This window comes from Achromobacter sp. NPDC058515, assembly GCF_042721735.1.
Taxonomy (GTDB): Bacteria; Pseudomonadota; Gammaproteobacteria; order Burkholderiales; family Burkholderiaceae_B; genus Achromobacter.
The window spans coordinates 211577-224950 of sequence record NZ_JBHXNI010000002.1 but is presented as its reverse complement, the minus strand read 5'-3'; the positions used below and the strand labels follow the sequence as shown (position 1 = coordinate 224950).

General features: G+C 68.4%; 10 protein-coding genes. 5 read left to right on the top strand and 5 right to left on the bottom strand.

Annotation, left to right across the window (positions count from 1 at the left end):
* Nucleotides 1-238: 238 nt before the first annotated feature.
* Nucleotides 239-1465, top strand: a complete 1227-nt coding sequence (locus tag ACFWP0_RS04295; RefSeq protein WP_377839925.1) for an EAL domain-containing protein — start codon at nt 239-241, stop codon at nt 1463-1465.
* Between the two features lie 29 nt (nt 1466-1494).
* On the opposite strand, the gene ACFWP0_RS04290 is transcribed toward ACFWP0_RS04295, so the two are convergent.
* Nucleotides 1495-3141 (bottom strand): mucoidy inhibitor MuiA family protein, encoded by a 1647-nt coding sequence (locus ACFWP0_RS04290; RefSeq protein ID WP_377839924.1) that lies wholly within the window; start codon nt 3139-3141, stop codon nt 1495-1497.
* 154 nt (nt 3142-3295) lie between these two features.
* The gene (locus tag ACFWP0_RS04285; RefSeq protein WP_377839923.1) at nt 3296-4195 is read right to left on the bottom strand and encodes a LysR substrate-binding domain-containing protein; all 900 of its coding nucleotides are present in this window, start codon (nt 4193-4195) and stop codon (nt 3296-3298) included.
* 105 nt (nt 4196-4300) lie between these two features.
* Here ACFWP0_RS04285 and ACFWP0_RS04280 point away from each other — a divergent pair, with 105 nt between their 5' ends.
* Nucleotides 4301-5632, top strand: coding sequence for an MFS transporter (locus ACFWP0_RS04280; RefSeq protein ID WP_377839922.1), 1332 nt, complete (start codon nt 4301-4303; stop codon nt 5630-5632).
* Here the strand turns inward: ACFWP0_RS04280 and ACFWP0_RS04275 are convergent.
* Nucleotides 5629-5928: a flagellar transcriptional regulator FlhD gene (locus ACFWP0_RS04275; RefSeq protein ID WP_377839921.1), complete on the bottom strand. Its 300-nt coding sequence runs from the start codon at nt 5926-5928 to the stop codon at nt 5629-5631. The genes ACFWP0_RS04280 and ACFWP0_RS04275 overlap by 4 nt on opposite strands.
* Before the next feature lie 282 nt (nt 5929-6210).
* Between ACFWP0_RS04275 and ACFWP0_RS04270 the strand changes: the two genes are divergently transcribed.
* The 3 genes from ACFWP0_RS04270 to ACFWP0_RS04260 all read left to right on the top strand — a co-directional run bounded on the left by ACFWP0_RS04270 (nt 6211) and on the right by ACFWP0_RS04260 (nt 10557).
* Nucleotides 6211-6924, top strand: coding sequence for a DUF2325 domain-containing protein (locus tag ACFWP0_RS04270; protein ID WP_377839920.1), 714 nt, complete (start codon nt 6211-6213; stop codon nt 6922-6924).
* Nucleotides 6925-7031: 107 nt separating this feature from the next.
* Complete coding sequence (locus ACFWP0_RS04265) at nt 7032-10040, top strand: PAS domain S-box protein (RefSeq protein WP_377839919.1); 3009 nt, start codon at nt 7032-7034, stop codon at nt 10038-10040.
* 163 nt (nt 10041-10203) lie between these two features.
* Nucleotides 10204-10557 (top strand): hypothetical protein, encoded by a 354-nt coding sequence (locus tag ACFWP0_RS04260; RefSeq protein ID WP_377839917.1) that lies wholly within the window; start codon nt 10204-10206, stop codon nt 10555-10557.
* Nucleotides 10558-10602: 45 nt separating this feature from the next.
* Here the strand turns inward: ACFWP0_RS04260 and ACFWP0_RS04255 are convergent, their stop codons facing one another.
* Both ACFWP0_RS04255 and ACFWP0_RS04250 read right to left on the bottom strand, forming a co-directional pair.
* A complete protein-coding gene (locus ACFWP0_RS04255) occupies nt 10603-12048 on the bottom strand; it encodes an RNA polymerase factor sigma-54 (protein WP_377839916.1) in 1446 nt (481 codons plus the stop codon).
* Nucleotides 12049-12206: 158 nt separating this feature from the next.
* Entirely contained in the window at nt 12207-13157 is a 951-nt protein-coding gene (locus tag ACFWP0_RS04250) for a sigma-54 interaction domain-containing protein (protein ID WP_377840467.1), read from the bottom strand.
* Between the last annotated feature and the right edge of the window lie 217 nt (nt 13158-13374).

Genomic DNA, 13374 nt, shown 5'->3' with positions numbered 1-13374 from the left:
GGAAGCTCCGTGCCATAGATGCGGGAAAGTCCATCATTATCGCACTGGCGGGGGAAGGGCATGCCTCAAGGGTTGCGTTCGTCCGGCCGAGAGCGCGGATCCTACGCCTATCGGCGATGAAATTGCATTAACCCGTTATCAATAAAGACAGGCTTCGCGCAGATGCCGTAGCATTGACTCACGTTATCCCTGCGGCCGCCTGCAAGGGCCCGCCCTATGCAGATCAGGACGGTCAGGAATGCCTAAACCCGATGCCGGCGCGATCCGACGGATCCTTCTCGTGGAAGATCACCCCGTCGAGCGCGCCTACTTGCAGAACATGCTGCTGGCGTTGGGCTACCGCCGCGTGGCGGGCTTGGGAAGCAGCACCGAGGCGATCAGCGCGCTGAAGCGCCAATACTATGACGTGCTCATCAGCGACATCGTGATGGGCGAGGGCGACGGCACCCGCCTGCCCAACGACCTGCGGCGCCTGGTGGACGCCGGCCGCTTGAGCAGCATGCCCCCTATCATCTGGATCAGCAGCCTGAGCGACGAACTGCTGCAGTCGCATGTGCGCCTGGCCTTGCAGGCGGGCTGCCCGTCGGCCCAGGCGCTGTCCAAGCCGGTGTCGCGCAGCGCCATGCAGCAGGCGATCAAGACGGCGCTGCACAGCCTCGACGACGATTCGGTCTCGCCGCACCAGCAGAAGTCGGTGCGGCGCGATGTGATGGAGGCGGCGCTTGGACAGGCGCTGGTCTCCGGCGACGGCATGAGCGTCGTGCTGCAGCCGCAGATGAGCCTGTCGACGGGGCGCGTGGTGGCGGCCGAGGCGCTGTCGCGCTGGGTCCATCCGGAACTGGGCGTGATTTCCGCCGCGGACTTCGTGCCCGCCGCGCATCGCCTGGGCCTGGACCAGGTGCTGTTCACGCGGGTCATGGACCGGGTCCTGGAGGTGCTGCGCCGGATGCATGACGAGGATATCGCCGTGCCCATCGCCATCAACGCGTCGGCCTCCACGCTGTGCTCGCGGGACCTGCCGGGCCTGCTGGAGCAGCGCGTGGGGCAGGCGGGCCTGCCGGCCCGGCTGGTGAAGGTGGAGCTGACCGAGGACGAGCCCGTGACCGATTGGCTGACGCTGTCCTCGGCCCTGAACCTGCTGCGGGTGCGCGGCTTCGAGCTGGCGATGGACGACTTTGGCGCGGGCATCGCGTCCATGCGGCTGTTCTCGGCGATGCCGTTCACCGAATTGAAGATAGACCGCGATTTCATCGTGCACATGCACCGCGAGCCCGCCTCGCGCGCGGTCGTGGCTGCTGCGATCGAGATGGGCCGGGTGCTGGGCCGCCGCGTGGTGGCCGAAGGCGTCGAGCAGGAGCGCGATGTGCAGCTGCTGAGCGAGCTGGGCTGCGACGTGGCCCAGGGCTACGGCATTTCGATGCCGCTGGAGCCCGAGGCCTTCGTCGAGTTCTGCCGCCGGCATTGAGCGCCGGCGTTCGCGTCGCGCCGGCCGCCTCAGATGCCGGATACGTCGATGTCGCCCGGATAGTCGACCGAGAACTTCAGCACCGTTTCGCGCGACTTGCCGGGCTCCATCTCCCAGTCCCAGACCAGCTTGCCGTCCTCTTCGCGCTTGATCTCGCGATCGGCGGGCGAGATCAGCTTGACCACGATCTTCTCGTTGCGCGAGATGGGCAGGCGGTCCTTGAACGACACCTGCTCCTTGGTGGCCTTGTTGTTCTTCACGGTGATCTTGTACTCGTAGGTCACGCGCTTGCCGCTGCCCGAAAAGCCCGTGCCTTCCGTATAGCGGTTCACGAGCTGGCGCTTGATCGAGATGCCGTCGTCGGCGCCCAGCGCCAGTTCCAGCTTCTCGCCCGGCATGACCGGTTTCATGGCGCTTGCGGCGACGAACGCGTCGTCCAGGAAGGTGTTCAAGGGACCCGCGAGGAACGGGAAGTCCGTGTTGTTGCTGGCCTGCGCGGTCAGGAACGCCGCCTCGCGCAGCGCGGGCGTGGACTGGTATTGCAGCGTGGCGGGCAGCTTGGCGGTGGCGATGGCCACGCGCTGCGTGGTGTTGTCGGACAGCAGGGTGGCCGGATTCTTGATCTGGAACGATGCGCTGGTCGCGGCGTTCTGCAGCTGGGCGGTGGAGACCTCAATGGCCTGCGGCACGGGTTCGGGACTCACGGCCGCGTCTTCCATGGCCCTGCCGCGCGGCGCGCGCTTGGCCTGCATTTCGGCTTGCGCGATCGCCGGAGCCGGCGCCGCGACGGGGCGCGGAGGCGGCGGCGGGGCGGCTACGTCGATGATCCACGGCTGCAGCGACGGCGCGCCGCCGCCCAGAGAAGGCCTGGCGGTGGACAGCGTGAGCTTGACGTTGTTCCAGTCCTCGCCGGTGTTCTGGCGGATGACGCCGAAGTAGCCCAGGTCCACGTTGCGGTCCGCCGGACGCAGGCGCGCGTCGTAGGACGGGGTCCAGCGGGCCCCCGCCACCGCGTAGGAAACGGCCAGGTCCAGCTTGCCCGCGCGCGCAAGATTCACGCGCAGGGTGACGGTCTTGCTGCGGCGGCCAAGCTCGCCCTGCACCTGGCCCAGCTGGCTATGCAGCGCAGCCAGTTCGCGCTCCAGCGCGCTTTTTTGCTCGGCGACGCCGCGCAGGCCCGCCAGCGTCTTGCCCAACGTGTCGGCGCTGAGCGACTGGATGGCCTTGAGCTCGTCCAGCGTCAGGCGGGCGCCGTCCTTGGCTGGCTCCGTGGCGCCGCGCTGCATCATCAGCACCAACTCGCGCTGGTTGTCCAGCACCGCCGCCTCGTCGTCCAGCGCGGCCTGCCGCGCTTCGAGCTTGCTGATTTGCGCTTCCAGCTGCTTGACGCGTTCGTTGGCGGCGTCGGCCTGATAGGCGTCGCGCACCTTCACGTCCAGCAAGGTGGCCTGGCCGGTGCTCTTGGCCGAGACCTGCAGCGAGTTCTCCTGCAGCGAGGCGGGCAGTTTTTCCAGCACCAGCTCATGTTCGCCCGCCGCGAGTTCGCTGCTGGCGGCGCGGGTCACGACGGCGCGGTCCTGGTAGACCGTCACGGCGCCGATGGATGAAGCCAGTCCGGCGGCGGCGCCGATGCCGGGAATCGTTGCAATGGCCAAGGCCAGGAGGGTACGTCGCACTGGGACACCTCTAAGGGTTGATTGCGGCCGGAATCCGTCCCGAGTTTGGGGACGGATCGGCGACAGCGCGACAATTTACCCCGCGACCCACGGGTGGCGGTTTACAGAAGGTGACAAAAGCGACAGGGCAATACCGCGCCGTGTTTTTCGCCGCCTATGCGCGCTCGGGGTGCGCCAGCCGGCGCAGCATGTCGACGGCGTTTTCCGCCGCGATCGAGCGGTCGTGCCGCCGGTAGGCCATGTCCAGCAGGGCGTGCGGCGCGTCGCCTTTGATGGGCCGGTACTCGATGCCCTCCGCGCCCATGTGCCGCATGGCGGCGGGTACGACGGAGATGCCGACGCCCGCCGCCACCAGGCTCACGATGGAGGCCATCTGCGGCGCTTCCTGGATGACGCGCGGCGCAAAGCCGGCGCGCTGGCAGGCGGACTGGATGGCGTCGTAGAGGCCGGCGCCGATGGGGCGGGGATACAGCACGAAGTCCTCGTCGGCCAGCGCGGCGATGGGAATGCTGCGCTTGCGGCTGAGCGGATGGTCGGGGGGCAGGGCGACCAGCATGGGCTCGTCCAGCACGCGTTCGGATTCGTGCTCCGGATCCAGCACATACGGCGGGCGCACGAAGGCCACGTCCACGTCGCCCGCCCGCAGCCCGCGCAGCAGCGAGATGGTGTTGCTCTCGGTCAGCGTGACGCGCACGCCCGGATACTGGTCGCGGTAGGCGCGGATGGCGCGCGGCAGGTAGGGGTGGAACACGGCGGACGCCGTGAAGCCCACGCTGACCGCGCCGCGCTCGCCGCGTCCCAGGCGCCGGGCCAGGTCGACGGCGCGTTCGGCGCTGGCCAGGATGGCGCGCGCGTCCTCCAGGAACTGGGCGCCGGCCTCGGTCAGCGCGACGCCCCGCGGCAGGCGCAGAAAGAGCGGCGTGCCGATCTCGCGCTCAAGCTGCTGGATCTGCTGGCTCAAGGGGGGCTGGCCGATGCCCAGGCGGGCCGCCGCCCGCGTGAAGTGCAGCTCTTCGGCGACGGCGGTGAAATAGCGCAGGTGTCGCAGTTCCATCTTTACTAGATATGAGTGATGATGGTTTCATATATTGGACATATGAAGGGGAAAAGTCTACCTTGTCTGCACGGGCTCGCGGCCCGTTGTCATTCGAGAATCCTGATGTCTACCCCCTCTGCAAGTCCCGCCCCTGAACGCGACGCCGCCGCTGCGACGCCGTCCGGCTACCTGGCGCGCGGGACGCCCGCGCTGCGCCGCGCGCAATGGGCCTTGTTCGCCGCCGGCTTTTCCACCTTTTCCCTGCTGTATTGCGTGCAGCCGCTAATGCCGCTGTTCACGCGCGCGTTCAATGTGTCTCCGGCGCAAAGCAGCCTGGTCCTGTCGCTGTGCACGGGCCTTCTGGCCATCGCCATCTTCTTCGTGGGACTGTTTTCGCAGGCCCTGCCGCGCAAGCGCATCATGGCCCTGTCGCTGTTCGCCTCCGCGGTGCTGGGCACGATCGCCGCCGTGGCGCCGGACTGGCACAGCCTGCTGGCGCTGCGCGCGCTGCAGGGCGTGGCGATGGGCGGCGTGCCCGCCGTCGCCATGGCTTACCTGGCCGAAGAGGTCGAGCCGGGCACGCTGGGTTTCGCGATGGGCCTGTACATCGGCGGCAGCGCCTTCGGCGGACTGTCGGGCCGCGTCATCACCGGCCTGGTGTCCGACCATTTCGGCTGGCGCGCGGCCCTGGGCGCCGTCGGCCTGATGGGTATCGCGGCCGCCGTGCTGTTCGTCTGGCTGCTGCCGCCCTCGCGCCGCTTTGCGGCGCAGCGCGGCCGGGGCTGGGCGGGCGTGTGGGGCGACGTCCGCGCCGGCGCGGGCGCGCACCTGAAGAACGGCCCGCTGTGCGGCCTGTTCGCGATGGGCGGCCTGCTCATGGGCGCTTTCGTCACGGTCTACAACTACGTGGGCTTCCGCCTGCTGCTGCCGCCGTTCTCGCTGAGCCAGACCTTCATCGGCTTCATCTTCGTCGTCTACCTGGTTGGAATCTTCGCTTCCACGTACTTCGGCCGCCTGGCCGACCGCCACGGGCGCGGCGCGATGCTGTCGGCCGCTACCGGCCTGGCGCTGGCGGGCCTGCTGCTGACCCTGTCGGATTCCCTGCCCATCCTGATCGCGGGCATCGTCGTGTTCACGTTCGGGTTCTTTGCCGCGCACGCCGTGGCCAGCGGCTGGGTCGGACAAATGGCGCGCGGCTACAAGGCGCTGGCCGCTTCGCTTTACCTGCTGGTGTACTACGTGGGGTCCAGCGTGCTGGGTTCCCTGGGCGGCCACTTCTGGACGGTGGGCCAGTGGCAGGGCGTGGCCGCGATGGCGGGCGGATTGCTGGCGTTGGCGCTGGCGATCAGCGGCGGCCTGGCCTGGCGCACCGGGCGGGCGCAACGCGCCGACCCGGCGGCAGGCCGCCCGCAAGGCGACACCGCGGTGCGCGGCGGCCAGGCTGCGCGGCCCTAGGGCGGCGTCGGCGCCGGGCTGCGCGCCTGCGCGGCCAGCGTGGCGTCCATGCCCTGGCTCAGTGCGGACAGCAGCAGATCGGGAGGCAGGCTCAACTGCGCGAGCAGTACGCTGCATCGCGCCAGCTTGACGAGATCCGCGGCCGGCAGGGCGGCGAGCCATTCGCCCGCCTGCGGCGAGAGCTGCCGGCCGGCCAGGGCGGAGGTGTCGCCCGCGCGCGCCAGCCGCTGCAGCAGCAGCAGATACATCAGGTTGGTTTCGTGGATATCACGCAGCAGTTCGGGGGATTTCGGCATGGGGCATCCTGACTTCCTAGGACTGTCGCAGGCCGTGCCCGGGGCGGGCGGTCGCGCGGCGTCCTCGCGGGTACGTCGGGTTCCCGGGAAGGAGCTGGCGTGCCGGTGTGGATTGTCGATCATATTTAAGCGGGCCGCCCGGCGCCAGTAATGGATTTCCCTGTGCTCGCGATGGGCATAAGGTCATGCTCTAAAAGAAAACTATTCTCATTTATACTCGGTGGAATCCGATGCGGCGCCGGTGTCCGCCGCGCTGTTTCTTCTTCCATTCCGAGGCCCGCGATGAATCCTCCGTCTCCCGATCGCCAGACCCTGCAGCGCGAGCATGCGGCGCTGCTGGCCGCCTATGGGCAGGCCCAGGCGCATTGCAGCCGGCTGCTCAGCGCGCAGGCGGCGCGCATCCTGCACCTGGAAGGCGAGGCCATGCGGCTGCGCGCCGCGGTGATCCAGCGGGATACGGCGCTGGCCTGGGCGCGCGAAGACCGCAGCGCCCTTGAAGGGGCGATTCCCGGGCTGCCGCGGCGGGTGGCGCTGGCGCGCCGCGTGGCGCAATTGATGGAGCGCGTGCAGGCGCTGATGCGCGAGCGCCTGGCCTGGCAGGACCGCGCGGGCCAGGCGCGGCAGCGCCCGGTCGAACCCCTGGCCGAGCCGCCCGCCGCGCGGCCGGCGGCGGCGGCGATCGCGCTGCGCGAAAAGTCGGTGCTTTGCGTGGGCGAGGACGCCATGGCGCTGATGCTGACGCGCAAGGTGGTGGAGATGGCGGGCGGGCGATACCTGGGCCATAGCGGCGGGGACGACGTCGACGGCGACACGCTGGAGGCCAGCCTGGTGGCCGCGGACCTGGTGATCTGCCAGACGGGGTGCGTGAGCCACGGCGCCTATTGGCGCGTCAAGGACCACTGCACGCGCACGGGCAAGCAGTGCGTGCTGGTCGACAAGCCCGAGGCATTGACGGCGCTGCGGCTGGCGCGCGAAACCGAGGACAACGCCGGCTGACTCCACCCGCGCAAGCGTGCCCAGGGTGAGGTGTAGCGTCGCGTTACCGAGGGTTTCGGTTGGCGGCGGCCGCCCGCAATACAGTCTGTATTGCATAAGGGGAAACCATGCTCACCAAGCAAGACCGCGTGTCCCTGCCTTGGACGGATACGCTTGCCCGTCTGGAAGACGAGCGCATCATGCTGCAGCGGATCGCCGCCGGCATGCCGCTGCCGCAGGTGCTGGAACATGTGCTGCACGCCATCGAGGCGCAGTCCAGCGTGGAGCTGCGCACGGCCATCGCGCTGGTGGACGAAGCGGGCGTGTGCCTGCTGCACGGCGCCGCGCCCAGCCTGCCGGACAGCTTCAACGCCGCGGTGGACCGCGCGCCCATCGGCCCGCTCGCGGCGTCGTGGGGGGCGGCCGCGTACACGGGCAATCCGGTCTACGTGGAGGATATCGCCGTGCATCCCGCGTGGACGCCCTGGCGCGACCTGGCGCTGGCGCATGGATTGCGCGCCTGCTGGTCCACGCCGATCAAGGCGCCGGATGGCCGGCTGCTGGGCGTTTTCTCCAACTATTACGGCAAGAGCCGCCTGCCTTCCGCGCATGACATCGATGCCATCGCGCTGGTGACGCGCAGCGCCGCGCTGGCCATCGAACGGCATCTGACCGACGTCGCGCTGCGGCACAGCGGCGAACGGTGGCGCGCGATGTTCGATGGCATGCAGGAAGCCTTCTTTCTTGCCGAAGCGCTGCGCGATGATGACGGACGGATCGTGGACTTCCGCTTTGTGGAGGTCAATCCGGCCTTCGAACGGCAAAGCGGCATGAAGGAAGGCGACACGCTGGGCCACACGCTGCGCGAAATGATTCCGGGCGTTCCGGGCCAGATCATGGATGCGTTTTCCCAAGTCGTGGAAACCGGCGAGCCGACGCAGTTCGAGTTCGCCGTGCCCGCGCCCAAGAACGCCTGGTTCGAAGCGCGCGCGCGCAAGGACGGCGCCGAGCGGATCATGGCGCTGTTTCTTGACGTCACGGCGCGCAAGGCGGCCGAGACCGAGCTGTGGGAAGGCCAGCACCGCAAGAACTTTCTGTTGGCGCTGGGCGACCGGATGCGCGAGCTGCATCATCAGTCGGCCATCGAGCAGACCGCCTGCGAAGGGCTGGGCCAGCATCTGGCGCTGGGGCTCGTGGCGGTGCTGGATTGGCCGGGCGAAGGCGCGGCGCCCGCGCTGTCCAGTTGCTGGAGATCCGAGGCGGACCGCGCGGGCCAGGAGGCCCTGGCCCTGGACCAGTTCGGCGAAGAGTTCTACTCCGCGCTGCGCAAAGGCCGCACCGCATACCTGCAACCCTTGGTGGCGGAGGCGGGCGGCGAGATCCGCCCGTCGGCCATCGTGGTGCCGATGCGCCGGTGGGCCCGTCAGGGCGGCGCGCTGATCGTGCGGCCTTTGTCGTGCAGCCGGCTCAAGGCCGGCGACCTGGCCTTCATCGAAGAGGTCGCGGAGCGAATGTGCGACGCCGTCGAGCGTTCGCAGTACTCGCGGATGCTTGAGCATCGCGTCGAGCACGCGATCGCCGAACGGGACCGCATCTGGCGCCTGTCGCCCGAACTGCTGGCGGTGATCGGCGCGCAGGGGCGTTTTGCCAGCGTCAATCCCGCCGTGCGGCCCATCCTGGGCTGGAGCCAGGACCAGTTCCTGTCGATGGGACTGACGGAGCTGATCCATCCGGACGACCAGGAGGAAACCCGCGCGGCCTGGACGCAGGGATCGCAGGCAGGGGCAGCGCAGGCGGTGCGGCATCTGGAGAACCGGGTGCTCAGGCGCGATGGCGGCTATAGCTGGATCACGTGGAGCATGTCCTGGGCGCAGGACAACCTGTACATGACCGGGCGCGACGACACGGACCTGAAGGCGCAAGCCGAGATGCTGCGCGAGGCCGAGAACGCCTTGCGGCAATCGCAGAAGATGGAGGCGGTGGGGCGGCTGACCGGCGGCATCGCGCACGACTTCAACAACATGCTCCAGGGCATCACGGGCGCGCTCTACCTGATCCAGCGCAAGCTCGCGGCGGGCAACCCTGAGCAGGCGCAGCGCTTCATCAACGTGGCCATGGATTCCGCGAACCGGGCGGCGCACCTGACGCAGCGCCTGCTGACTTTTTCCCGGCGCCAGCCCATCGATCCGAAGCCGTTCAGCGTCCAAGGCGCGCTGCAATCCATGGCCGACCTGTTTCGTCGCTACACGGGCGAGCGCGTGAACCTGGTGTTCGACCTGGAACCGGAGCTCTGGACAGTACGGTGCGACAGGAACCAGTTTGAGAACGCCATGCTCAATCTGGTGATCAACGCCTGCGACGCGATGCCCAACGGCGGCGTGCTGACCGTGGCCGCCGTGAATGCGCAGCCGGATGACTCCCTGCTGCGCCAGAATCCGGGCGTGCGCGCCGGGGAATTCGTCGAAGTGTCGGTATCGGATGTGGGCTGCGGCATGACGCCCGACGTGCTGGCGCATGCCTTCGACCCGTTCTTCACGACCAAGCCGCTGGGCGAAGGGACGGGGCTGGGCCTGTCGATGATCTACGGCTTTGCCAAGCAGGCCGGCGGCGTGGCGGCCTTGGAGAGCACGGTCGGGGTTGGAACGTCGGTCAGGCTGTACCTGCCCCGCTACGAGGGCGCGCCCGACGCGGCGCAGGCGCTTGCGCCTGCCGCCCGGTCGCAGGCGGGCGTGGAGGGCCAGGCGGTTGTGGTGGTGGTGGAGGACGACGCCAACGTGCGCGAAATGGTGCGCGAATGCCTGATGGAACTGGGCTTGCAGGTCCTGACCGCGGCCGACGGCGAAGCGGGGCTGGAACTGGTCCGGTCCACGCGGAGCATCAGCCTGCTGGTGACGGACGTGGGCCTGCCGGGCTTGAACGGACGCCAGCTGGCGGATGCCGCGCGCTCGGCGCATCCCGGATTGCGTGTGCTGCTGATGACGGGCTATGCGGAAAGCGCGGCAAGCGATCGGGGATTCCTGGAGCACGGCATTGAGCTGATTGTGAAGCCATTTTCGCTCGATGCGCTGGGCGAGCGCGTCAAGCGCATGCTGGAGGCGGCCGCGAGAGAGGCCGCGGGGCCGCAACGCCCCGGCTAGGGCCAGTCCAGTTCCGAACGGCCCATGCGCGGGCCAGGGCCAAGTGTTGCAAAGGCAGGTAAAAAATACCCCGCCCGCCGCGCCGGCGCGCAGGGCGCGGGCGGGTGGCGGCGGGCACGGGGCTTGCGACGGGATTGGAGCATTCCAACCTAGGAGGTTTGCTATGAAAAACCGTGCCCTGACTTGTGCGTTTGTATTGCTGGCCGGACTCACTTCGGCTGGCGCGGCAATGGCCCAATCGGCCGCCCCAACCGCGCCGTCCACTACGCCGAACGACGGAACGGCGGTGCAACCGAACCGGCCCGTGCCGCCGGGACAGATGGCGCCCGCGCCCAACGCCGCGCCGAACACGCCTACCACCCCGCCTAATGTCGACAACACCGGCCATATGAAGTCGGGCAAGCATCCGTCGGAGATGCCCAACCGTCCGCGCGAGGCCAATGACAATGTGCCGCGCACGCCGGCCGGCGGCGCCGCGCCGCCTCCGGGGTATCCCAACACCGGCGGTTCGAAGTAAGTGAAAAAGGCTTCCTGCGGGAAGCCTTTTTTATGGGCGCCAGTGCTAGTGCTGCCGGCGCAATTCCGCGGGCGGGACCCGTAATTGTCCGCGGTACTTCGACACGGTGCGCCGGGCCAGCAGAATGCCGCTGGAGGCGAGTTGCTGCGTCAGCGCCACGTCCGACAGGGGCATGGCCGGGTCTTCGGCCTCGACCATTTCCTTGATCAGGGCGCGCACCGCGGCGGCCGAGCAGGAACCGCCGGATTCGGTGGCGAGTTCGCGCGAAAAGAAGTGGCGAAACTCGAACACGCCGCGAGGCGTGACCATGTATTTGCTGACGGTTGCGCGCGACACGGTGGACTCATGCATGTTCAGGTCGTCGGCCACCTCGCGCAGCATCAGCGGACGCAAAGCCACTTCGCCGTACTCGAAGAAAGTCTGCTGGCGCTTGACGATGGCCTCGGCAACGCGCTGGATGGTCGTGTAGCGCTGCTCCACATTGCGCACCAGCCATCGCGCTTCCTGCAGTTCCTGGGCCATGGGGCTGCGGTCGTCCAGGCGGGCGCGGCGGAACAGGTCCGCGTAGGTGCTGTGCAGGCGGGCCCGGGGCATGGCATTGCGGTTGGGCAGCACGCGCCAGCGGCCATGCCACTTGTCGACGAACACGTCGGGCACGACATAGACCGGCGCTTCGCCGCTGTAGCGGCTGCCGGGCTTGGGGTCCAGGCTGCGGATCAGCGCGCAGGCTTCGCGCAGCGCCTCGTCCGAACAATTCAGCAGCCGGCGCAAGCCCGCGCAGTCGTTCTTGGCCAGGCGGTCGATGTGCTCCTGCACGATGTGCAGGGCCAGCGTGCGGATGTCCTCGTCCACGTCGCGGGCGGCGGCAAGCTGCAGGGTCAGGCATTCCGCCAGGTCGCGGGCCGCCAGGCCCGGGGCGTCCAGCTGCTGCACCAGGCGCAGCGCGGCCATCCATTCGCCTTCGTCCGGGACCGGGGTGAAGTCGGCCTGGACGACGCTGCACAGGCTGGAGAGCGGTGTGCGCAGATAGCCGTCGTCGTCGAGCGCATCGATGATGAATTCGGCCAGCAGCCGGTCGCGCGGCTCCAGATGATAGTTGCCCAGGTCTTGCGACAGGCGTTCGCGCATCGACAAGGAGGCGCAGGCCCATTGGCCCAGATCGCTGTCGCCGCCCGTGGACGAATGGGTGGGGTAGTCGCCCGAATAGGCCGGAGCGTCCGGCGGGGCGTCTTCCGCTTCGGACGCGGCGGGGACGGGCTGCTGCGGTTCGGGCGCGGCGTCGCTTTCGGCCGCGTGAACCTCTCCGCCCGCGCCAAGCGCGGCGGCGGCTGCGTCCGATTCCTGTTCGTCGGCGTCTTCCAGGAACGGATTGGTGGCAAGCGCATGCTCCACCGCCGTCGTGAATTCCAGCGCCGACATTTGCAGCAGCTTGACCGACTGCTGCAGGCGGGGCGCCAGCGTCATTTGCTGGCGCAGGCGTAGTTCTTGCATCGGATGGCCCAAGGGAATCTCCTGACGGGCGGCCGCCGGAGGGCGACGCATTCTATTAGGATTGATGCAAGGATCGTGCCAGGTCCGATTGCTGGCGGGACGCGGGCCTGGGCACGCGGCGTGCTGACTCGGTATTACAAGGCGACGGTAAGAATTGCTCAGGCCGCGGCCGGGCCCGGCTCGTCCTTTTCGTAGACGTCCAGGCGGTTGTATAGCGTCTTGAGGCTGACCCCGAGCGTGTCGGCGGCCAGGCGCTTGTCCCCGGCGTGATGCGCCAGGGTGGCCAGGATGAACTCGCGTTGCGCGCGGCCCAGCGGCATGCCCACCGGGAACCTCAGCGCGCCGTCGCGGACCTCGGCCCGTTGCGCGCTGCGCGCGCGCACCAGCAGGTCCGCGTCAAGCTGGGCGTCCGACAGGATGAACGCGCGCTGCACCACATTGCGCAATTCACGCACATTGCCGGGCCATTCATGCCGCGCCATTGCTTCCAGCATGTGCCGCGAAAAGGTTTTCTGCGTGCCGTGCTGCGCATTGAGGGCGTCCAGGAACCGGTGCGCCAGCACCAGGGCGTCGTCCCCGCGTTCGCGCAAGGGCGGCACACGCAAGGGAATGACCAGCAGGCGATGCAGGAAGTCCTGCCGCAGGCGTCCGTCGGCGACCGAGGCGGCCGGATCGCGGTTGCTGGCGCATATGATGCGGACATTGGCGCGCAGCAGGTCCGACCCGCCCACGCGCTGGTAGGTGCCGGCTTCCAGCACGCGCAGGAAGTGCACCTGCATGTCGGGCGGCATCTCCGTCACTTCGTCCAGGAACAGCGTGCCGCCGCTGGCGTATTCGAAATACCCCGCGTTCTGCGATACGGCGCCGGTGAAGCTGCCTTTTTCGTGGCCGAAGAGTTCGGCGTGCGCCAGCGTGCCGCTGATGGCGCCGCAGTTCACCGCCACGAACGGCTGGGCCCTGCGGTCGCTGGCATCGTGGATGGCGCGGGCGACGATTTCCTTGCCCGATCCGCTTTCTCCGACGATGAAGACGCTGGCGTCGGTGGCGGCCGCCAGATTCAGTTGCGCGCCCAGCTTCTGCATGACGGGGGACAGGCCGGACACATCCATGGAACAAGCGGAGGACGCAAGCGCATCCTCGCGCACGGGAGAGCTGCGATTTGCCATGCTGATTCCTTGGCCCGGGAGCGGGCCTGCACGATCATTCCATCGTAGAGGGCCGCCTGCGCCGGTATTGCGACCAGTTGCAAGCATTCGAAAACATTAGTGGAAAGTATCGAATATTTACGTCTCTCGCCTTCAGAGTGACTATTCTCACCATAGAGAC

Coding starts and splice junctions, on each gene's coding strand:
- ACFWP0_RS04265 (WP_377839919.1), top strand. CDS start 7,032: ATGCTCACCAAGCAAGACCGCGTGTCCCTGCCTTGGACGGATACGCTT.
- ACFWP0_RS04275 (WP_377839921.1), bottom strand. CDS start 5,928: ATGCCGAAATCCCCCGAACTGCTGCGTGATATCCACGAAACCAACCTG.
- ACFWP0_RS04280 (WP_377839922.1), top strand. CDS start 4,301: ATGTCTACCCCCTCTGCAAGTCCCGCCCCTGAACGCGACGCCGCCGCT.
- ACFWP0_RS04270 (WP_377839920.1), top strand. CDS start 6,211: ATGAATCCTCCGTCTCCCGATCGCCAGACCCTGCAGCGCGAGCATGCG.
- ACFWP0_RS04250 (WP_377840467.1), bottom strand. CDS start 13,157: ATGGATGTGTCCGGCCTGTCCCCCGTCATGCAGAAGCTGGGCGCGCAA.
- ACFWP0_RS04260 (WP_377839917.1), top strand. CDS start 10,204: ATGAAAAACCGTGCCCTGACTTGTGCGTTTGTATTGCTGGCCGGACTC.
- ACFWP0_RS04255 (WP_377839916.1), bottom strand. CDS start 12,048: ATGCAAGAACTACGCCTGCGCCAGCAAATGACGCTGGCGCCCCGCCTG.
- ACFWP0_RS04285 (WP_377839923.1), bottom strand. CDS start 4,195: ATGGAACTGCGACACCTGCGCTATTTCACCGCCGTCGCCGAAGAGCTG.
- ACFWP0_RS04295 (WP_377839925.1), top strand. CDS start 239: ATGCCTAAACCCGATGCCGGCGCGATCCGACGGATCCTTCTCGTGGAA.